At 53.2% G+C, this 19,082-nt stretch carries 21 protein-coding genes; 16 read left to right on the top strand and 5 right to left on the bottom strand.

Annotated elements, in window-relative coordinates; genetic code table 11:
• Positions 1-5 precede the first annotated feature (5 nt).
• Positions 6-1,025: a transferrin-binding protein-like solute binding protein gene (locus ACNAU7_RS05450; RefSeq protein ID WP_416301318.1), complete on the bottom strand. Its 1,020-nt coding sequence runs from the start codon at positions 1,023-1,025 to the stop codon at positions 6-8.
• 257 nt (positions 1,026-1,282) lie between these two features.
• On the opposite strand from ACNAU7_RS05450, the gene ACNAU7_RS05445 reads away from it, so the two are divergent.
• Entirely contained in the window at positions 1,283-2,800 is a 1,518-nt protein-coding gene (locus ACNAU7_RS05445; protein ID WP_118821754.1) for a surface lipoprotein assembly modifier, read from the top strand.
• A 60-nt stretch (positions 2,801-2,860) separates the two neighbouring features.
• On the opposite strand, the gene ACNAU7_RS05440 is transcribed toward ACNAU7_RS05445, so the two are convergent.
• Positions 2,861-4,642, bottom strand: coding sequence for a chorismate-binding protein (locus tag ACNAU7_RS05440; RefSeq protein ID WP_416301315.1), 1,782 nt, complete (start codon positions 4,640-4,642; stop codon positions 2,861-2,863).
• 168 nt (positions 4,643-4,810) lie between these two features.
• Between ACNAU7_RS05440 and ppk2 the strand changes: the two genes are divergently transcribed.
• Positions 4,811-5,740 carry a polyphosphate kinase 2 gene (gene ppk2 / locus ACNAU7_RS05435; protein WP_416301313.1) on the top strand — a complete coding sequence of 310 codons (930 nt, stop codon included), beginning with the start codon at positions 4,811-4,813 and terminating at the stop codon, positions 5,738-5,740.
• 81 nt (positions 5,741-5,821) lie between these two features.
• Here the strand turns inward: ppk2 and aldA are convergent, their stop codons facing one another.
• Both aldA and ACNAU7_RS05425 read right to left on the bottom strand, forming a co-directional pair.
• Positions 5,822-7,264: an aldehyde dehydrogenase gene (gene aldA, locus ACNAU7_RS05430; protein WP_002219886.1), complete on the bottom strand. Its 1,443-nt coding sequence runs from the start codon at positions 7,262-7,264 to the stop codon at positions 5,822-5,824.
• A gap of 259 nt (positions 7,265-7,523) precedes the next feature.
• Positions 7,524-8,441: a helix-turn-helix transcriptional regulator gene (locus ACNAU7_RS05425; RefSeq protein WP_416301311.1), complete on the bottom strand. Its 918-nt coding sequence runs from the start codon at positions 8,439-8,441 to the stop codon at positions 7,524-7,526.
• A gap of 172 nt (positions 8,442-8,613) precedes the next feature.
• Between ACNAU7_RS05425 and ACNAU7_RS05420 the strand changes: the two genes are divergently transcribed.
• The 9 genes from ACNAU7_RS05420 to ACNAU7_RS05380 all read left to right on the top strand — a co-directional run bounded on the left by ACNAU7_RS05420 (position 8,614) and on the right by ACNAU7_RS05380 (position 13,951).
• Complete coding sequence (locus ACNAU7_RS05420) at positions 8,614-9,414, top strand: ABC transporter ATP-binding protein (protein ID WP_118820158.1); 801 nt, start codon at positions 8,614-8,616, stop codon at positions 9,412-9,414.
• A 47-nt stretch (positions 9,415-9,461) separates the two neighbouring features.
• Positions 9,462-10,238 (top strand): lipid asymmetry maintenance ABC transporter permease subunit MlaE, encoded by a 777-nt coding sequence (gene mlaE, locus ACNAU7_RS05415; protein ID WP_416301309.1) that lies wholly within the window; start codon positions 9,462-9,464, stop codon positions 10,236-10,238.
• Positions 10,239-10,288: 50 nt separating this feature from the next.
• Complete coding sequence (gene mlaD, locus ACNAU7_RS05410; protein ID WP_416301307.1) at positions 10,289-10,786, top strand: outer membrane lipid asymmetry maintenance protein MlaD; 498 nt, start codon at positions 10,289-10,291, stop codon at positions 10,784-10,786.
• Positions 10,787-10,822: 36 nt separating this feature from the next.
• On the top strand, positions 10,823-11,413 hold the full coding sequence (locus ACNAU7_RS05405) for an MlaC/ttg2D family ABC transporter substrate-binding protein (RefSeq protein ID WP_416301305.1): 591 nt from the start codon (positions 10,823-10,825) through the stop codon (positions 11,411-11,413).
• Positions 11,414-11,469: 56 nt separating this feature from the next.
• Complete coding sequence (locus tag ACNAU7_RS05400) at positions 11,470-11,748, top strand: STAS domain-containing protein (protein WP_416301303.1); 279 nt, start codon at positions 11,470-11,472, stop codon at positions 11,746-11,748.
• Entirely contained in the window at positions 11,745-12,596 is an 852-nt protein-coding gene (locus ACNAU7_RS05395) for a VacJ family lipoprotein (protein WP_416301301.1), read from the top strand. The genes ACNAU7_RS05400 and ACNAU7_RS05395 overlap by 4 nt, the downstream gene beginning before the upstream one ends.
• Positions 12,597-12,720: 124 nt before the next feature.
• Positions 12,721-13,083: a hypothetical protein gene (locus tag ACNAU7_RS05390; protein WP_002243901.1), complete on the top strand. Its 363-nt coding sequence runs from the start codon at positions 12,721-12,723 to the stop codon at positions 13,081-13,083.
• Entirely contained in the window at positions 13,083-13,466 is a 384-nt protein-coding gene (locus ACNAU7_RS05385; RefSeq protein ID WP_416301299.1) for an acyl-CoA thioesterase, read from the top strand. The genes ACNAU7_RS05390 and ACNAU7_RS05385 overlap by 1 nt, the downstream gene beginning before the upstream one ends.
• Positions 13,463-13,951: a peroxiredoxin family protein gene (locus tag ACNAU7_RS05380; protein ID WP_416301297.1), complete on the top strand. Its 489-nt coding sequence runs from the start codon at positions 13,463-13,465 to the stop codon at positions 13,949-13,951. Before ACNAU7_RS05385 ends, ACNAU7_RS05380 begins: the two co-directional genes overlap by 4 nt.
• 236 nt (positions 13,952-14,187) lie before the next feature.
• Here the strand turns inward: ACNAU7_RS05380 and ACNAU7_RS05375 are convergent, their stop codons facing one another.
• On the bottom strand, positions 14,188-14,703 hold the full coding sequence (locus ACNAU7_RS05375) for an acyltransferase (protein ID WP_304676495.1): 516 nt from the start codon (positions 14,701-14,703) through the stop codon (positions 14,188-14,190).
• 135 nt (positions 14,704-14,838) lie between these two features.
• On the opposite strand from ACNAU7_RS05375, the gene rpmE reads away from it, so the two are divergent.
• The 5 genes from rpmE to ACNAU7_RS05350 all read left to right on the top strand — a co-directional run bounded on the left by rpmE (position 14,839) and on the right by ACNAU7_RS05350 (position 18,986).
• Positions 14,839-15,054 (top strand): 50S ribosomal protein L31, encoded by a 216-nt coding sequence (rpmE, locus tag ACNAU7_RS05370; protein WP_003713538.1) that lies wholly within the window; start codon positions 14,839-14,841, stop codon positions 15,052-15,054.
• Positions 15,055-15,366: 312 nt separating this feature from the next.
• Positions 15,367-15,996 carry a CadD family cadmium resistance transporter gene (locus ACNAU7_RS05365; protein WP_301912567.1) on the top strand — a complete coding sequence of 210 codons (630 nt, stop codon included), beginning with the start codon at positions 15,367-15,369 and terminating at the stop codon, positions 15,994-15,996.
• 145 nt (positions 15,997-16,141) lie between these two features.
• Positions 16,142-17,818, top strand: a complete 1,677-nt coding sequence (locus ACNAU7_RS05360; RefSeq protein WP_416301293.1) for an ArnT family glycosyltransferase — start codon at positions 16,142-16,144, stop codon at positions 17,816-17,818.
• Positions 17,819-17,919: 101 nt separating this feature from the next.
• Positions 17,920-18,525, top strand: a complete 606-nt coding sequence (locus ACNAU7_RS05355) for a glutathione S-transferase N-terminal domain-containing protein (RefSeq protein WP_039854120.1) — start codon at positions 17,920-17,922, stop codon at positions 18,523-18,525.
• A 68-nt stretch (positions 18,526-18,593) separates the two neighbouring features.
• Positions 18,594-18,986 (top strand): ClpXP protease specificity-enhancing factor, encoded by a 393-nt coding sequence (locus ACNAU7_RS05350; RefSeq protein ID WP_029609154.1) that lies wholly within the window; start codon positions 18,594-18,596, stop codon positions 18,984-18,986.
• Positions 18,987-19,082: the final 96 nt, after the last annotated feature.

Here is a 19,082-nt window from a genome sequence, read left to right as displayed (position 1 = left end):
GATTATTATTTTTTGAGATGGTTGGTATCTTGAGTGGTGTCATCAAGTTTTTTTTCATAACTCACGCCGCCGAATACGGTATCGAGGGAGCGGTCGCCGTCAAAGGTGATTTTGCCGCCTATGCTGGTTTCTGTGTTGCCCCAGCCGCCGTCGAATTTGCCAAAAAACTTGCCTTCCAAGTTGCCGGTTTTGCCGTCGGAGGCGGCAGTGCCGGAAAAGGTCAGACCGCTGATTGTTGCGTTTTCAATTTTCACATTCGGCCCGTAATCGTTGTTGCCGATGATTTCGCCTGCCAGTTTGTTGCTGTTGAAATTGGCGGTGATAAAGGAAAGGATGGGGGTGTTGGTAGGACTGAACGTATAACCACTGTTTTTCGGCGGCGTATAAGAGGAAGTAACAAATTGCCCGTTTTTGACGCGGATGCCCCAAACCTGATAAGTGATTTTGCCCTTGCCTTGGGTTTCGGGTGTGTAGGTGCCCCATGCAGGCGGCGGCGTTTTGCCGACGGGGAAGCCGCCGGCGAAGAGGTCGATTTCGCCGTTGGGGCCTATCCACGCCCCGAATTTCATATAATCCTGCTTGGTGATTTCCGCTTGGTCGGTAGCCCCGGAGTCGCTGCAACAGATAAAGATGCGGCTGCCGTCGGCAAGCCGCTGCCCGGCGTGGCGGTCGGGAATTTTGAAATCGGGGGAGGAGTAGCTGGGAGTTATGGGGTCGGCGTAGGATGAAAGGGCGTATTGCGCGCCGCCGGGTGTTTTGAAGATGAATGATTTTTCTTGTGATTCAACACCGAAATAGTTTTTTGTAACCGCCCGCTCTTGAATGGAAATGCCGGATGTGCTTCCGGTGTCGGCGGTGTTGATGTTTTCGATATTGTTGCTATCGCTTGATAACGTTACCTCGCCGGCGGGCAGCGGCGTGGCGGTGGGAATGGAGAAGGGGACGTGCGGTTCGGCTACCCCCCCCCCGGCACAGGCGGCAAGGGCGGCGGCAAGCGGCAGTAAGGACAGGGCTTTGTATTTCATCGCATACTCAATCTTGATGATGTGTTAATAATTTAATAATAGTTTTGATTATCAGTTTAAATGTTATATGATGTCAACTGTTTTGTGAGGCGATGCAAAAGCTAGTAAATGTGAAATCCGCCCTTTGAAAATCGGGCGGCGGTTTTTTGCCTGCCCGCTTTCAGACGGCAAAGCCGGTTTTCACGGGTTTCTGCCTGTTTTTCGGATGGTTTGACGTGCTTCGGCGGCGTGTTTGCCGGAAAGGTAAATGACAGGGTATGTTGTATTTCAGATACGGCTTTTTGGTTGTTTGGTGTGCGGCAGGTGTTTCTGCCGCCTATGGGGCGGATGCGCCCGCGATTTTGGATGACAAGGCATTGTTGCAGGTGCAGCGGTCGGTGTCGGATAAGTGGGCGGAATCGGATTGGAAAGTTAAAAATGATGCCCCGCGTGTGGTTGACGGGGATTTTTTGTTGGCGCATCCGAAAATGTTGGAACATAGTTTGCGCGACGCGCTCAACGGCAATCAGGCGGATTTAATCGCTTCGTTGGCGGATTTGTATGCCAAGCTGCCGGATTATGACGCGGTTTTGTACGGCAGGGCGCGGGCTTTGCTGGCGAAATTGGCGGGAAGGCCGGCGGAGGCGGTGGCGCGGTATCGGGAACTGCACGGGGAAAATGCGGCAGACGAGCGGATTTTGCTGGATTTGGCGGCGGCGGAGTTTGACGATTTCCGGCTGAAGTCGGCAGAAAGGCATTTTGCGGAGGCGGCAAAATTGGATTTGCCGGCACCGGTTTTGGAAAATGTGGGGCGTTTTCGGAAAAAAACGGAGGGGCTGACGGGCTGGCGTTTTTCGGGCGGCATCAGCCCGGCGGTCAATAGAAATGCCAATAATGCCGCGCCGCAGTATTGCCAGCAAAACGGAGGCCGGCAGATATGCAGTGTCAGCCGGGCGGAGCGGGCGGCAGGGTTGAATTATGAAATCGAGGCGGAAAAACTGACGGCGTTGGCGGATAATCATTATTTGTTGTTCCGTTCCAATATCGGCGGCACGAGCTATTATTTCAGTAAAAAATCAGCTTATGATGACGGGTTCGGCAGGGCGTATTTGGGTTGGCAGTATAAAAATGCGCGGCAGACGGCGGGGATTTTGCCGTTTTATCAGGTGCAGTTGTCGGGCAGCGACGGCTTTGATGCGAAAACAAAACGGGTAAACAACCGCCGCTTGCCGCCGTATATGCTGGCGCACGGAGTCGGCGTGCAGCTGTCCCATACTTACCGCCCAAACCCGGGATGGCAATTTTCGGTCGCGCTGGAACATTACCGCCAACGCTACCGTGAACAGGATAGGGCGGAATACAATAACGGTCGGCAGGACGGGTTTTATGTTTCGTCGGCAAAACGTTTGGGCGAATCGGCAACTGTGTTCGGCGGCTGGCAGTTTGTGCGGTTTGTGCCGAAACGCGAAACGGTGGGCGGCGCGGTTAATAATGCCGCCTACCGGCGCAACGGTGTTTATGCCGGTTGGGCGCAGGAGTGGCGGCAGTTGGGCGGTTTGAACAGTCGGGTTTCCGCGTCTTATGCCCGCCGCAACTATAAGGGCGTTGCGGCTTTCTCGACAGAGGCGCAACGCAACCGCGAATGGAATGTCTCGCTGGCTTTGAGCCACGACAAGTTGTCGTACAAAGGTATCGTGCCGGCGTTGAATTATCGTTTCGGCAGGACGGAAAGTAATGTGCCGTATGCGAAACGCCGCAACAGCGAGGTGTTTGTGTCGGCGGATTGGCGGTTTTGAATGGTGGGATAATGCCGTCTGAACCTTGTGGAAACAGGTTCGGACGGCATTTTTGCGCGTTCAGGCAAGGGCGGCGGCAAATACGCCGCGCAGGGCGTTGGAGAGGCGGATTTCTTCGGCTTCTTGCAGTGTTTTTTGTGTGATGTGTGTTTCGATTACTTGATTTGTGTGCAAATATTTTTGCGATTCGTCCAACACGGCTTGGCGCATCACGCCGTTTAAAATGTCCAAATCTAAGGAGGGCGTGAGCCATTGTCCTTGGTATTTGACGAACACGTTGCTTCTGCCGCCTTCGAGCAGGATGCCGTCCGAATTGAAAAACAGGCTGTCGAACGCGCCTTGTGTTTCGGCGGTTTGCCACGCCTGGTCGAAGAGGGCGCGGTAGGTGGTTTTGAAGCGGCGCAGGTAGTTTTGTGCGGACAGGACGGTGGGCGAAATGATGACGCGCTGTTTGTCAGCCAAATGGTTTAAAACGGCGCGGGACAGGCTGATGCCGTCTGAAGCGAGCAGGGCTTTGACGCGGAACGAGCCGTCGGGCAAGTGGGCGATGTATTGTTGGATTTGATTTTCGCAACCGTCGGGCAGGGGCAGGTTGAGGGCTTGGGCGGCGGCTTTCAGACGGCATAGGTGGCGGTCGAGTAGGGCGCAGCGTCTGTTTTCCACGCGCAGGGTTTCAAAAATGCCGAAATCGGGGCGCAGTTCGTTGAGAAAACGCGCTTTCCAGCCGCATTCGCGATATTCGGCGGCGGGGTCACTGTCGATGACGATGCCGGAACCCACGCCGTATATGCCTTGATAGATGCCGTCTGAAAGCGGTGTGAGCGACAGGGTGCGGATGACGACGTTGAACGTGCCTTCAAACCCCAAGCCGCCGGAACACGGGTTCAAATAGCCGATGCTGCCCGTATAAAGTCCGCGCGCTTCGGTTTCGAGCGATTCGATAATCTGCATACTCATTTTTTTGGGCGCGCCGGTGATGCTGCCGCAGGGGAAGGCGGCGCGGAGGATGTCGGCGAACGAGGTGTTCGGCAGGGCTTGCGCCCGGATGGTGCTGGTCATCTGCCAAACGCTGCCGAAACGCGATACTTTAAACGGTTCGGGTACGCATACTTTGCCGGTTTGGGCGATTTTGCCGAGGTCGTTGCGCAGCAAATCGACAATCATCACGTTTTCGGCGCGGTTTTTCGGGTCGGTTTGCAACTCGGCGGCGCGGCGTTCGTCTTGTCCGTCGCCCAAAATCGGCGCGGTGCCTTTCATCGGTTCGGTGCTGATGGTGCCGTCTGAACCGATTTTGAGGAAGAGTTCGGGCGAGAAACACAGCGTCCACGCGGATTGCCCCTCCGCATCGGGCAGGTGGGACAAGACGGCATAGGGGACGGGCTGGCGCAGGCGGCGGTAGAGGCTGACGGGATTGCCGTAGGCTTGCAGGTGCAGGCGGGTGGTGTAGTTGATTTGATAGGTGTCGCCGCGCCGGATGGCTTCGTGGATTTGGCGGATGTGGTTGAGGTAATCGGCTTCGGATACGGAGGATTTCGGTGTGGAAATGCCGGCGGGGATGCCGTCTGAATGTCGGGCAAGCCAGCTTGCGGCATCGGTGTCGGCGCAGTCGGTAAACCAGTGCAGGGCAAGATTGCCGCCGCGTTCGGACTCCATTCCCATCAGCGGCAAACCGAATCCGTAGTCTGCAAACAACACGGCATACAGCCCTTTTTGCCAGCCCTTGTGCAGCGCATCGTCCAGCAAATCCAGTTCCTTATAATGGAAAAAACGGCTTTCCACATGATTTTGACAGAGTTTTGCGCGGCCGCTTACGGCATCGTCAAACAGGGCGAAATAGGACATAGCAATCCGGGGCAAATGTTTTGATTATACGCTCTTTTTACACATATTTTCAGACGATTCGGCAAATATCGGCAAAATGTAATTTTATGTAGAGAAAGTGGGGGCGAAGGTGTAAAATTGTGAAAACAGATTTTGTTTTCCAACCTGAACACAACCAAGGAGGCCTTTATGGCAGACCACCAGCTGCAACCGTTTGAAAACGTAGAATTGGGCGAAAAGCAAGACCAGCTCCAAGTATTTGAAAAAGCTGTTTTGGAACACGAAGGCAAAGGTTCTGCCGAAGATTCCGGCACTGCCCCGCTGCCCGAAAACTACCCCTACCGCAAACGTATGCGCCGTGCCGTATACGAAGCCGAAAAAGCCAAACTGCAAATCGAATTGCTGAAAGTGCAAAGCTGGGTTAAAGACTCCGGTCAGCGCATCGTCAGCCTGTTTGAAGGCCGGGATGCGGCAGGTAAGGGTGGTACTATCAAACGCTTTATGGAACATTTAAATCCGCGCGGCGCGCGCGTGGTTGCTTTGGAGAAACCAACCACTACCGAACGCGGACAATGGTATTTCCAACGCTATGTTCAAAATCTGCCGACTGCAGGCGAAATGGTCTTCTTCGACCGCTCATGGTACAACCGCGCCGGCGTAGAACGCGTGATGGGCTTCTGCGAACCTAACGAATATATGCTCTTTATGCGCCAAACCCCCGAATTGGAGCGTATGCTCGTTGCCAGCGGCATCCATCTGTTTAAATTCTGGTTCTCCGTATCCCGTGAAGAACAACTGCGCCGCTTCATCTCCCGCCGCGACGACCCCCTGAAACACTGGAAACTCTCCCCCGTGGACATCCAGTCGCTTGACCGTTGGGACGACTACACTGAAGCTAAAAACGCCATGTTCTTCCATACCCACACCGGCGACGCGCCTTGGGTCATCATCCGTTCCGACGACAAAAAACGCGCCCGTTTGAACTGTATCCGCTACTTCCTGCATCAGCTTGACTATCCGGGTAAAGACGTGAAAGCCATCGGCAAAGTGGATGAAAAAATCGTTCTTGTTCCCGATACGCGTTACAAAGAGAAAACCATCGATATCGGTCATGACTGATTACCGGTGAAACTGTAAAAATGCCGTCTGAACTTGAAATCGGGTTCAGACGGCATTTTCTATCGGGGTTTCAAAGCGGTATTAAATGTCGGTTTCCAGATAAACGACTTGGGTTTGCAGATATTCTTCCAAACCGTGTTTGCCGTCCGCGCCGCCGATACCGGATTTTTTCCAACCGGCGTGGAAACCCTGCATCGCTTCAAAGTTTTCGCGGTTGATGTAGGTTTCGCCGAATTGCAGGCGGCGGGTAACGTAGAAGGCTTCGTTTAAATTAGTCGTATAAACAGAACTGGTCAGACCAAACTCGCAATCGTTAGCCAGTGCGATGACTTGGTCGAGCGTGTCGAAAGCGGAAACGGGCAGAACGGGGCCGAAGGTTTCTTCTTTCATAATGTCCATACTGTTGTCGGTGTCGGTCAGCAGGGTCGGCTCGAAGAAATAGCCGCGTCCTTCGGCGCGTTTGCCGCCGCAAACCAGTTTCGCGCCTTGTTTGACTGCCCGTTCCACTTTTTCGGCAACGGCTTTGACGGCGCGTTCTTCAATCAGCGGGCCCATTTCCAGCGCGCCGGCTTCGGCTTCGGCAGGGTTGCCGTAGCGCACGCCTTTCATGGCGGCGGTCATTTTTTCAATGAACGCGTCTTTCAGGCTGCTGTGGACATAAACGCGCTCGGCGCAGTTGCAGATTTGACCGGTGTTGCCGACGCGCGAAGCCAAGATGGATTTCACCGCCAAATCCAAATCCGCGTCTTTCAAAACGATGGCAGGGGCTTTGCCGCCGAGTTCCAGTGAAACTTTGGTGATGTTGGCGGAAGCGGCTTCCATCACTTGGCGGCCTGCTTCGACGGAGCCGGTCAGGCTGACCATATCGACTTGCGGATGGGCGGACAAGGCATTGCCGATTTCCGCGCCGGGACCGTTAACGACGTTGAATACGCCTGCGGGCAGTCCGACCGCATCGACGATTTCGGCGAAGATGTGGCAGTTGATCGGGGTAACGCTGCTGGGTTTGACGACGATGGTGTTGCCCGTTACCAAAGCGGGACCCATTTTGCGGGCAATCAGGAAGAAGGGGAAGTTCCACGGCAAAATGCCGGCGATTACGCCCAGCGGACGTTTGAACAATAAAATATTTTCACGCGGGCGGTCGCTTTGGATGATTTCGCCTTCATAACGGCGCGCCCATTCGGCTTGGTAATCGAGATAGTCGGCGGTAAACATGACTTCCACGCGCGCCAAGTCTTTGGTTTTGCCACCTTCGGCAACGATGGTGTCGGTCAGCTCGTCGGCGCGTTCGCGTATGCCTTGGGCGATTTTGCGCAAATACGCGCCGCGTTCGACCGCAGGCAGCCGCTCCCATGCCGGTTGCGCCGCACGCGCCGCCGCTACGGCGCGGTCAACGTCAGCTTTGCCGCCTTTGGGTTCGCGGGCGATGGTTTCTTCGGTAGAAGGGTTCAATACGTCGCGCCATTCGCCGTTGAAATCGTTTTCAAAGCGTCCGTTGATGTACATGGCCAATTGTTTCATTTCGGGTTCTCCAGTTTTGTAGTCAGATGTAGTTTTAGTTTATTCCCAAATAAATTACCGTACAAGTTTTTTATAGTGGATTAACAAAAATCAGGACAAGGCGACGAAGCCGCAGACAGTACAAATAGTACGGAACCGATTCACTTGGTGCTTGAGCACCTTAGAGAATCGTTCTCTTTGAGCTAAGGCGAGGCAACGCCGTACTGGTTTTTGTTAATCCACTATACACGCGGATTTCGGGTTTGAAATCAAATGCGGCTTACCGGTTTTCTTTTTTGGTTTCCGCAGGCGTGCTGCCGAAATATTGCCTGAATGCCTGAGTAAAGCTGGAAACGTGGCGGTAGCCGCATAAATATGCGGTTTCGCCTATGCTTTTCTCCCCGTTTTGCAACAGATAGAGCGCGTGCTGCATTTGTTTGTGGTGCAGCCACTCGCTTGCGGTAATGCCGAAATGGTCGCGCATACGGCGTTGCAGCGTCCTTTCGCTGATGTTCAGCGCGTCTGTCAGCCGGTTGACATGGTGTGCGCCGTTGGCAAATGCCTCGTTCAGGATGCGGCTGAAGTTTTCAGATGGCATGGTGTTTGCTTCCGCCGTTTCTCCTGCCGCCGGTCCGATGCTGTCCGACACCGTGTCCCACAAATCCGACAGCAGCCGCAAAACGTCTGCCTCACGGCGCAATGTTTCGCCCAAATGCCCCCTTGGGGCAGCTTGCAGGCAAGATGCCGCCAAGCCGCGCAGGTTTGGGGACAAATCCCATATTCTGACCGGTTCGCGGTAAAGTATCGGTGTAAAACACGCATACTCCGGCCGCAGCAGCCATTGTTCCATACCTTTAATTGTAATTTTGACCGTTTTTGCACCTCGATAAAGATAGCGGCTGAACAGGGCTTCTTTCCCGACCGAAATCAGGATGACCTTGCCGCCGCCGGCATCGATTTGGAACCGGCTCCGGTTGATGCCGAAGTTCAAAGAGCCTTCCAGCAAGAGCACGAACGACACATAAGGTTCGGCGAGGCGGCTGCTGCAAAAATCACACCGTGCCGTTACCGTGCCGCCGTGGATGGAAATGCCGTTGGACAAAGTATCGAAACGGTAGCCGCCTTCCACATAATCTCCGCCCCCGTCGTTCGCCAGGCTGATGAACCGGCTGCTGTTCAAATGTTCTGCTTTTTCCATAGTTTTCTGATAAAGGTTATCATTTGAAAGATAACATTTTTCGCCACAGCAAACAATCCGCCGCCGACAACGGCATTTTCACAACACCTGCCGCCCGTATGCCGTCTGAAAATTGCCCATCTTCCCGATAAGCCTTAAAATGCACGCCGTCAAACCTACCGTCCGCCCATACATGAGCCCATCCCCCTTTATCGAAATGAAAGACGTCGCCTTCGCGTATGGCGACCGCCCGATTCTGAACGACATCAATTTCAGCATTCCGCAAGGCAATTTTGCCGCCGTAATGGGCGGTTCGGGCAGCGGCAAAACCACGCTGATGCGGCTGATTACGGGTCAGATCCGTCCGCAGTCGGGCAAAGTTCTGATAGAAGGGCGCGATTTGGCGGGCTTTTCGGCTGACGAACTGTACGAACACCGCCGCCGTATGGGCGTGTTGTTCCAACACGGCGCGCTGTTTACCGATTTGTCGGTATTCGACAATATCGCTTTTCCGATGCGCGAACTGACGCAACTGCCGGAAGCGGTGATTCGGGATTTGGTTTTGTTGAAACTGAACGCGGTCGGGCTGCGCGGCGTGGAAAACCTGATGCCGTCCGAGTTGTCCGGCGGGATGTCGCGCCGCGTCGCGCTTGCCCGCACAATCGCGCTCGATCCCGAAATTATGTTGTACGACGAGCCGTTTACCGGTCTCGATCCGATTTCCTTGGGCGTGATTGCCCACTTGATCAGCCGCGTCAACAAGGCTTTGCGTTCGACCAGTATTATGGTAACGCACGACATTGAAAAATCTTTGGAAATCGTCGATCAGGTGATTTTCTTGGCGCACGGCGAAATTATGTTCTCCGGCTCGCCGCAGGAAATGCGCGAACTGGATTCGCCTTGGGTGCGCCAGTTTGTCGGCGGGCTGGCAGACGGCCCCGTAGCATACCGCTATCCGGCGCAAACGTCGTTGCAGCAGGATCTGTTGGGATAAATGAGTTGATGCCGTCTGAAACCGTTGAACCTTACATATAGAAATTTATGAACTTTATCCGTTCCGTCGGGGAGAAAACCCTCGGCCTTATTCAATCCCTCGGCAGTATCACGCTGTTTCTGCTGAACATTCTGGCGAAGTCAGGTACGGCTTTTGTCCGTCCGCGCCTGAGCGTGCGCCAAGTGTATTTCGCCGGCGTGCTGTCGGTGCTGATTGTTGCCGTTTCGGGGCTGTTTGTCGGCATGGTCTTGGGTTTGCAGGGCTATACGCAGTTGTCGAAATTCAAATCCGCCGATATTTTGGGCTATATGGTTGCGGCTTCGCTGTTGCGCGAACTGGGTCCAGTGTTGGCGGCGATTCTGTTTGCCAGCAGCGCGGGCGGTGCGATGACCAGCGAAATCGGTTTGATGAAAACGACCGAACAGCTCGAAGCGATGAACGTGATGGCGGTAAACCCTGTCGCCCGCGTGGTTGCGCCGCGCTTTTGGGCGGGCGTGTTTTCCATGCCGCTTTTGGCTTCGATTTTCAATGTGGCGGGCATTTTCGGTGCGTATTTGGTCGGTGTAACCTGGCTGGGCTTGGACAGCGGCATTTTCTGGTCGCAAATGCAGAACAATATCACGATACATTACGATGTAATCAACGGTCTGATTAAATCCGCCGCGTTCGGCATGGCGGTAACGCTGATTGCCGTGCATCAGGGCTTCCACTGCGTACCGACTTCGGAAGGCATTTTGCGCGCCAGCACGCGTACGGTGGTTTCGTCCGCCCTGACGATTTTGGCGATCGACTTTGTGTTGACCGCGTGGATGTTTACAGATTGACAGGCCGTCTGAAAACGAAACAAAGAACATTGGATATTCAAGGAACTTTAATGAAAAAGAATGTATTGGAATTTTGGGTCGGACTATTTGTCCTGCTCGGCGTGGCGGCGGTTGCCTTTCTCGCTTTCCGCGTGGCGGGCGGCGCGGCGTTCGGCGGTTCGGACAAAACTTACGCCGTTTATGCCGATTTCGGCGACATCGGCGGTTTGAAGGTCAATGCCCCCGTCAAATCCGCAGGCGTATTGGTCGGGCGCGTCGGCTCCATCGAGCTTGACCCGAAATCCTATCAGGCGAAAGTCCGTCTCGATTTGGACAGCAAATATCAGTTTAGTAGCGACGTTTCCGCGCAAATCCTGACTTCGGGACTTTTGGGCGAGCAGTACATCGGGCTGCAGCAGGGCGGCGACACGGAAAACCTTGCTGCCGGCGACACCATCTCCGTAACCAGTTCTGCAATGGTTCTGGAAAACCTGATCGGCAAATTCATGACGAGTTTTGCCGAGAAAAACGCGGCGGGCGGCGACGATGCGGCAAAAGCCACTGAATAAACGTACACCATCATATTCAAACTAGGACACTTAATCATGAAAAAAACCTCTTTCATCAGCGCACTGAGCATCGGCATCTTGAGCATCAGCATGGCGGTTGCCGCACCTGCCGACGCGGTAAGCCAAATCCGTCAAAACGCCACTCAAGTATTGAGTATCTTAAAAAGCAGCGATGCCGTTACCGCCCGCCAAAAAGCCGAAGCATACGCCGCCCCTTATTTCGATTTCCAACGCATGACCGCACTGGCGGTCGGCAACCCTTGGCGCACCGCGTCCGACGCGCAAAAACAAGAGTTGGCCAAAGAATTTCAAACCCTGCTGATCCGCACTTATTCCGGCACGATGCTGAAATTCAAAAACGCGACCGTCAACGTCAAAGACAATCCCATCGTCAATAAAGGCGGCAAGGAAATCGTCGTCCGCGCCGAAGTCGGCATCCCCGGTCAGAAGCCCGTCAATATGGACTTCACCACCTACCAAAGCGGCGGCAAATACCGTGCCTACAACGTCGCCATCGAAGGCGCGAGCCTGGTTACCGTGTACCGCAACCAATTCGGTGAAATCATCAAAGCGAAAGGCGTGGACGGACTGATTGCCGAGTTGAAGGCTAAAAACGGCAGCAAGTAATCCATAAGCCATGCCGCCAGACTGAAGGCGGCATGGATTTTTTCCTACCGAACACTATGCATACAGAACTCAACAACGGAACACTGCACATCGGCGGCGACATCACCGTCAAAACCCTGACCGGGGAGGCTTTTGAGCGTTTCCGGCAGCAATGCCGTCTGAAAGAGACCATTGCCGTCGATTTCGGCGGTGTAAAGCGTGCCGATTCCGCCTGCGTGTCGCTGCTGCTCGAAATATTGCGCCGACGCAAAGACAGCATCGGTCTGACCGGCATTCCCGAATCCGTGCGCGCGCTGTCCGAACTGTACGAAATCAAAGACTGGTTGAAATCATGAAAAAAACCGCCTACGCCGTCCTCCTGCTGATCGGGTTCGCTTCCGTCCCTGCATTTGCAGAAACCCGCCCTGCCGACCCTTATGAAGGCTACAACCGCGCCGTTTCCAAATTCAACGACCAAGCCGACCGCTACATTTTCGCCCCTGCCGCGCGCGGCTACCGCAAAGTTACGCCGAAACCCGTCCGTACAGGTATTTCCAACTTTTTCAATAATCTGCGCGATGTGGTCAGCTTCGGCAGCAATATCTTGCGCTTGGACATCAAACGCGCAAGCGAAGACCTTGTCCGAGTCGGCATCAACACCACTTTCGGTTTGGGCGGACTTATCGACATCGCCGGCGCGGGCGGCGTTCCCGACAATAAAAACACTTTGGGCGACACGTTCGCCTCGTGGGGCTGGAAAAACAGCAATTATTTCGTGCTGCCCGTCTTAGGGCCGTCCACCGTCCGCGACGCGCTCGGCACGGGCATCACATCCGTTTACCCGCCCAAGAATATTGTCTTCCGCACCCCCGCCGGACGCTGGGGTACGGCTGCCGCCTCCGCCGTCAGCACCCGCGAAGGCCTGCTCGATTTGACCGACAGCCTTGATGATGCCGCCATCGACAAATACAGTTATATGCGCGATTTTTATATGAAGGTTCGTGCGCGGCAGACCGGTGCGACACCTGCCGAAGGTACGGAAGATAACATCGACATCGACGAATTGGTCGAAAGTGCCGAAACCGGGGCGGCAAAACCCGCCGTTCAAGAAGATTCCGTATCCGAAACACAGGCAGAAGCAGCAGGGGAAGCCGAAACGCAACCCGGAACACAACCCGGAACACAACCCGGAACACAACCCTAAAGCCATGCCGTCTGAAAATCCGTGTTCGGACGGCATTCCCTTCTGTCGGAACGGACAGTCCGACACTACAGATTGGGCTATAATCCCTTTTTTGCGCATACCGCGCGACAGCAAAGGAAAAACCATGTACGAAGTCAACCGCAGCGTATTCGTCCTCATTCCGCTTGAACCCTTCTGGAACTGGCTGCAAACCCTGCCGGGCAACCACCTCGACGGACTGACCCTCGAAGACATCCAAGCCGATGCCAATTCCTACCTTGTCCGCCCGTGTGAAACCGCCGACGAAGTATGGGACGAAATCGAAACCCGTTTTGAAGACATTTTCGCCGCCGAACTTGCCGACTGGTGCGAAGACGAACGCGAGTGGCCTGCGCTCGATGCCGACATTTTCAACGAATGGTTCGACATCCAGCTTTCTACCGTCATCACCGACCTCGAACACGAACCGCTTGCCCGCGAAGCCTTCCAACCCATCAACCTGAACTGATGAAGCTGACCGTCCGCAACTACCATCTCGACGGCTACGGCCATGTCAACAATGCGCGCTACCTCGAATTTTTCGAAGAAGCGCGCTGGGCGTTTTTTGAAGAACGCGGACTGCTGCACGAGTTGGCAGGCCTCATACTGATTGTCGCCCGCATCGACATCCGATACAGCCGCCCCGCCGTCGAAGGCGACGTATTGCAGTTTTCATGCCGTCTGAAAACCCCCGGCACGCGCCGCATTGTGCTGACCCAGACGATTACACTGCCAAACGGCAAAACCGCCGCAGAAGCCGATATCACCCTGATGCCGGTCAGCGCAAAAACACAGCGTACCGTCAGCCTCCCCGTTACACTCGCACACGCATTGGAAGACTTGTCCGAATGAAAAAAATACTCACTGCCGCCGCCGTCGTATTGGTCGGCATCCTTATTGCCGCCGTTCTGATTCCCGACAGCAAAACCGCTCCCTCATTTTCGCTGCCCGATATGAACGGCAAAACCGTTTCCCATACCGACCTGCAGGGTAAGGTAACCCTGATTAATTTTTGGTTTCCCTCCTGTCCCGGTTGTGTGAGCGAAATGCCCAAAGTGATTAAAACAGCAAATGACTATAAAAACAAAAATTTCCAAGTCCTTGCCGTTGCCCAGCCCATCGATCCGATAGAAAGCGTCCGCCAATATGTCAAAGACTACGGTTTGCCGTTTACCGTCATGTATGATGCGGATAAAGCCGTCGGACAGGCGTTCGGCACACAGGTTTATCCAACTTCCGTCCTTATCGGCAAAAAAGGCGAAATCCTCAAAACCTACGTCGGCGAACCCGATTTCGGCAAACTCTACCAAGAAATCGATACCGCGCTAGCACAATAGCGATGCCGTCTGAAGCGCAAAAAAAAGCAGGAACGATGTTCCTGTTTTTTTATAGTGGATTAACAAAAACCAGTACGGCGTTGTCTCGCCTTAGCTCAAAGAGAACGATTCTCTAAGGTGCTGAAGCACCAAGTGAATCGGTTCCGTACTATTTGTACTGTCTGCGGCTTCGTCGCCTTGTCCTGATTTTTGTTAATCCACTATAGATTATCCGCCTTGACACGTTCAGACGGCATTTAATCATCCAGCAGATTCTTTTTCACCACTGCCGGATTGCCTGCCGCCAAAGAGTAGGGCGGAATGTCTTTTGTAACCACCGCGCCTGCGCCCACGACCGAACCGCGTCCGACGGTTACGCCCGCCATCACAATAACTCTCCTGCCCAGCCAAACATCGTCTTCCAGCGAAATCGGACGGATTTCCGTATAGCCCTCAAAGCGTTTTTTTGAACGGTCAAACTTGTGGTTATTTGAATAAAACAGACATTCCGGCCCCATCATCACATTCCTGCCGATTGTCAAACCACGGCAGATTTCACAGTTTACCCCGATACCGGAACCATCGCCCAAAACCGTATCCGGGAACACATAGGCACCGCGTTCGATATTGACCCCGCGTCCGATATGCGGAGAAACCCGCCGTGCCAGAAATACGCGTACGCTTTTGCCGATGATGCCGATACCGCGCATATGAGACGGCGGCAATAGGGAACCGGCGAAGCGCAGCAGCAGGGAAAAAAACTTCACCCTCATAAAACCTCCTTCAGAGTAATCTTTTTGCATTTTATCGAATATACTCTTGACGTAACAACAGAAAATAGAGAGAATGTCGGACTTGTCTGTAGCATAGGTACATCCCCTATGCCCGCTTTTTTGAAAGGAAATCAAATGAAACAAGGTATTCACCCGAACTACCACGAAGTCAACGTTACCTGCTCCTGCGGCAACAAATTCGTAACCAAATCCGCGATGGAAAAAGAAAACTTCAATATCGAGGTTTGCTCCCTGTGCCACCCGTTCTATACCGGCACCCAAAAAATCGTCGATACCACCGGCCGCGTGGACAAATTTAACAACAAATTCGGCAACCTGTTCAAACGCTGATTGCCGCTTTGCAAGAATTAAGCCCTACCATCATTTCGATGGCAGGGCTTTTTAATATTTGGCACACTGACTTCTTATCTATAGTGGATTAACAAAAATCAGGACAAGGCGACGAAGCCGCAGACAGTACAGATAGTACGGAACCGATTCACTTGGTGCTTCAGCACCCTAAAGAATCGTTCTCTTTGAGCGAAGGCGAGGCAACGCCGTACTGGTTTTTGTTAATCCACTATATTTTGACGGGGTTGAAGTTGACATCTACAAAGTTTAATGTTTGAATACATTCAAAAATATATTTGAATGAGATGTTTTATGATTCAAAATGTTGTTACTTCAATAATCCTGTATTCTGGGACAGCCGTAGACTTACTTATTATCCTAATGTTATTTTTTGCCAAAAGAAAAAGCAGAAAAGACATCATTAACATCTATTTAGGACAATTTCTAGGCTCTGTTAGTCTGATATTGCTAAGTTTGCTTTTTGCATTTGTCTTAGATTATATTCCTAGTAAAGAGATTTTAGGTTTGCTCGGCTTTATTCCAATTTTCCTAGGCATCAAAGTTTTGCTTTTAGGAGATTCTGATGGAGAGGCTATTGCTAAAGAGGGTTTGCGCAAAGATAATAAAAACCTGATTTTTCTAGTCGCTATGATTACTTTTGCAAGTTGTGGTGCTGACAATATTGGTGTCTTTGTCCCATATTTTACTACCTTAAATTTAGCGAATTTGATAGTGGCTTTACTTACCTTTCTAGTCATGATTTATCTCTTGGTTTTTTCTGCCCAAAAATTAGCACAAGTCCCTTCTGTTGGAGAAACTTTGGAAAAATATAGCAGATGGTTTGTTGCTGTTGTTTATTTAGGATTGGGGATATATATCCTGATTGAAAACAACAGTTTTGATATGCTATGGACTGTGTTGGGCCAGGAAAAAATATTATGAAAAAGATAGTATCTGCAAAGACTGCCATGTGCAGTCTTTTTTGTTGCCGGTCTTTTTGTGTCTGATGCCGTCTGAAGCAGTCTCTGCACGACCTTTGTGCGAATATTTGCTACACTTGGCAATCCATCCATTTCTTCTTACGCTTATGTTGACCTATACCCCGCCCGATACCCGCCCGCCCGCCAAAACCCACGAAAAACCGTGGCTGCTGATGCTGATGGCGTTTGCCTGGTTGTGGCCGGGTGTATTTTCACATGATTTATGGAATCCTGCCGAACCTGCCGTTTATACTGCCGTCGAAGCACTGGCAGACAGACGTGTTCCTTTGGTTGCCCATCTGTTCGGGCATGCCGATTTCGGCATACCGCCCGTGTATCTTTGGGTTGCTGCCGCGTTCAAACATTTGCTGTCGCCGTGGGCTGCCGACCCGTATGATGCCGCACGCTTTGCAGGCGTATTTTTTGCCGTTATCGGACTGACTTCCTGCGGCTTTGCCGGTTTCAACTTTTTGGGCAGACACCACGGGCGCAGCGTCGTCCTGATTCTCATCGGCTGTATCGGGCTGATTCCGGTTGCCCATTTCCTCAACCCCGCTGCTGCCGCCTTTGCCGCCGCCGGACTGGTGCTGCACGGCTATTCGCTGGCACGTCGGCGCGTGATTGCCGCCTCTTTCCTGCTCGGTACGGGTTGGACGCTGATGTCGCTGGCGGCAGCTTATCCGGCAGCATTTGCCCTGATGCTGCCCTTGCCCGTACTGATGTTTTTCCGTCCGTGGCAAAGCAGGCGTTTGATGTTGACGGCAGTCGCCTCGCTTGCCTTTGCCCTGCCGCTGATGACCGTTTACCCGCTGCTCTTGGCAAAAACGCAGCCCGCGCTGTTCGCGCAATGGCTCGACTATCACGTTTTCGGTACGTTCGGCGGCGTGCGGCATGTTCAGACGGCATTCAGTTTGTTTTACTATCTGAAAAACCTGCTTTGGTTTGCATTGCCTGCGCTGCCGCTGGCGGTTTGGACGGTATGCCGAACGCGCCTGTTTTCGACCGACTGGGGGATTTTGGGCATTGTCTGGATGGCTGCCGTTTTGGTGCTGCTCGCCGCCAATCCGCAGCGTTTTCAGGACAACCTCGTCTGGCTGCTGCCGCCGCTCGCCCTGTTCGGCGCGGCGCAACTGGACAGCCTGAGGCGCGGTGCGGCGGCGTTTGTCAACTGGTTCGGCATTATGGCGTTCGGACTGTTTGCCGTGTTCCTGTGGACGGGCTTTTTCGCCATGAATTACGGCTGGCCCGCCAAGCTTGCCGAACGCGCCGCCTACTTCAGCCCGTATTACGTTCCCGACATCGATCCCATTCCGATGGCGGTTGCCGTACTGTTCACACCCTTGTGGCTGTGGGCGATTACCCGCAAAAACATACGCGGCAGGCAGGCGGTCACCAACTGGGCGGCAGGCGTTACCCTAACCTGGGCTTTGCTGATGACGCTGTTCCTGCCGTGGCTGGATGCGGCGAAAAGCTACGCGCCCGTCGTCCGGAGTATGGAGGCATCGCTTTCCCCGGAATTAAAACGGGGGCTTTCAGACGGCATCGAGTGTATCGACATAGGCGGCGGCGATCTGCATACGCGGATTGTTTGGACGCAGTACGGCACATTGCCGCACCGCGTCGGCGATGTACAATGCCGCTACCGCATCGTCCGCCTGCCCCAAAATGCGGATGCGCCGCAAGGCTGGCAGACGGTCTGGCAGGGTGCGCGCCCGCGCAACAAAGACAGTAAGTTCGCACTGATACGGAAAACCGGGGAAAATACATTGAAAACAACAGATTGAGCCGAATTTCTGGATTAAGTGCCGGAAATCGCGTATAATTGCGCGATTAAACCTTTATAAATCAGCCGTTTTGCAGGCATCACACAGGAGCGACAATTATTATGATGACCCTCTATTCCGGCATTACCTGCCCCTTCAGCCACCGCTGCCGCTTCGTTTTGTACGAAAAAGGTATGGATTTTGAAATCAAAGACGTCGATATTTACAACAAGCCCGAAGACCTCGCCGTCATGAACCCGTACAACCAAGTTCCCGTGCTGGTCGAGCGCGATTTGGTGCTGCACGAGTCCAATATTATCAACGAATACATTGACGAACGCTTCCCCCATCCGCAGCTTATGCCCGGCGATCCCGTTATGCGCGGCCGGGGACGCTTGGTGTTGTACCGCATGGAAAAAGAACTGTTCAGCCTCGTTCAAATTTTGGAGAACCCAGCCTCCACCAATAAGGAGCAGGCAAAAGCGCGCGAAGCTATCGGCAACGGTCTGACCATGCTCGCCCCTTCATTCAGTAAAAACAAATACATTCTCGGCGATGACTTTTCCATGATTGATGTCGCCCTCGCACCGCTGTTGTGGCGGCTCGACCATTACGATATCAAATTGGGCAAAAGTGCCGCGCCGCTGCTCAAATACGCCGAACGGATTTTCCAACGAGAAGCCTTTATCGATGCGCTGACACCTGCGGAAAAGGCTATGCGCAAATAAGCTTGAAATGCCTGTAAAACCTGACGGTTTCAGGCATTTCTATATTCAGGCACATCATGGGGAACATTATGACTACTTCCACCAAACCTTATATCCTCCGCGCACTTTGCGAATGGTGTAGCGACAACGCCTTTACCCCTCACATCCTTGTCTGGGTAAACGAGCATACGCGCGTTCCCATGCAGTATGTCCGCGACAATGAAATCATGCTCAACATCGGCGCAACCGCCACCCAAAACCTTCAAATCGACAACGATTGGGTCAGCTTTTCCGCCCGTTTCGGCGGAAAGGCACACGACATATGGATACCTGTCGGACACGTCCTCAGCCTTTTTGCACGGGAGACTGGAGAAGGTATGGGGTTTGAATTGGAGGAGTACAGCCCCGACACGCCGTCTGAAAACACCTTTGCCGAAACCGCGCCCCAACCTGCCAAAAAAGGCTTGAAATTGGTCAAATAAATCTATGCCGTCTGAACGGAATCGTGTTTCAGACGGCATTACGATACTGAATTGTGTGTGGGGAGCAATAAGCACCCACCCTACCATTTAACAATT

The sequence above is a fragment of the Neisseria sp. LACPHL-SPEC-2024-00856 genome (assembly GCF_047915665.1).
GTDB classification, from domain to species: Bacteria; Pseudomonadota; Gammaproteobacteria; order Burkholderiales; family Neisseriaceae; genus Neisseria; species Neisseria polysaccharea.
This window is presented reverse-complemented; position numbering and strand designations above follow the sequence as displayed.

Bases quoted from the DNA above. Each gene is read 5' to 3' on its own strand.
- ACNAU7_RS05450 (WP_416301318.1), bottom strand. From the start codon at position 1,025: ATGAAATACAAAGCCCTGTCCTTACTGCCGCTTGCCGCCGCCCTTGCC.
- aldA (WP_002219886.1), bottom strand. From the start codon at position 7,264: ATGAAACAATTGGCCATGTACATCAACGGACGCTTTGAAAACGATTTC.
- ACNAU7_RS05395 (WP_416301301.1), top strand. From the start codon at position 11,745: ATGAAAAAAACCGCCTACGCCGTCCTCCTGCTGATCGGGTTCGCTTCC.
- ACNAU7_RS05380 (WP_416301297.1), top strand. From the start codon at position 13,463: ATGAAAAAAATACTCACTGCCGCCGCCGTCGTATTGGTCGGCATCCTT.
- ACNAU7_RS05400 (WP_416301303.1), top strand. From the start codon at position 11,470: ATGCATACAGAACTCAACAACGGAACACTGCACATCGGCGGCGACATC.
- ACNAU7_RS05420 (WP_118820158.1), top strand. From the start codon at position 8,614: ATGAGCCCATCCCCCTTTATCGAAATGAAAGACGTCGCCTTCGCGTAT.
- ACNAU7_RS05385 (WP_416301299.1), top strand. From the start codon at position 13,083: ATGAAGCTGACCGTCCGCAACTACCATCTCGACGGCTACGGCCATGTC.
- mlaE (WP_416301309.1), top strand. From the start codon at position 9,462: ATGAACTTTATCCGTTCCGTCGGGGAGAAAACCCTCGGCCTTATTCAA.
- rpmE (WP_003713538.1), top strand. From the start codon at position 14,839: ATGAAACAAGGTATTCACCCGAACTACCACGAAGTCAACGTTACCTGC.
- ACNAU7_RS05360 (WP_416301293.1), top strand. From the start codon at position 16,142: ATGTTGACCTATACCCCGCCCGATACCCGCCCGCCCGCCAAAACCCAC.
- ACNAU7_RS05355 (WP_039854120.1), top strand. From the start codon at position 17,920: ATGATGACCCTCTATTCCGGCATTACCTGCCCCTTCAGCCACCGCTGC.
- ACNAU7_RS05405 (WP_416301305.1), top strand. From the start codon at position 10,823: ATGAAAAAAACCTCTTTCATCAGCGCACTGAGCATCGGCATCTTGAGC.
- ACNAU7_RS05375 (WP_304676495.1), bottom strand. From the start codon at position 14,703: ATGAGGGTGAAGTTTTTTTCCCTGCTGCTGCGCTTCGCCGGTTCCCTA.
- ppk2 (WP_416301313.1), top strand. From the start codon at position 4,811: ATGGCAGACCACCAGCTGCAACCGTTTGAAAACGTAGAATTGGGCGAA.
- mlaD (WP_416301307.1), top strand. From the start codon at position 10,289: ATGAAAAAGAATGTATTGGAATTTTGGGTCGGACTATTTGTCCTGCTC.
- ACNAU7_RS05365 (WP_301912567.1), top strand. From the start codon at position 15,367: ATGATTCAAAATGTTGTTACTTCAATAATCCTGTATTCTGGGACAGCC.
- ACNAU7_RS05445 (WP_118821754.1), top strand. From the start codon at position 1,283: ATGTTGTATTTCAGATACGGCTTTTTGGTTGTTTGGTGTGCGGCAGGT.
- ACNAU7_RS05390 (WP_002243901.1), top strand. From the start codon at position 12,721: ATGTACGAAGTCAACCGCAGCGTATTCGTCCTCATTCCGCTTGAACCC.
- ACNAU7_RS05440 (WP_416301315.1), bottom strand. From the start codon at position 4,642: ATGTCCTATTTCGCCCTGTTTGACGATGCCGTAAGCGGCCGCGCAAAA.
- ACNAU7_RS05425 (WP_416301311.1), bottom strand. From the start codon at position 8,441: ATGGAAAAAGCAGAACATTTGAACAGCAGCCGGTTCATCAGCCTGGCG.
- ACNAU7_RS05350 (WP_029609154.1), top strand. From the start codon at position 18,594: ATGACTACTTCCACCAAACCTTATATCCTCCGCGCACTTTGCGAATGG.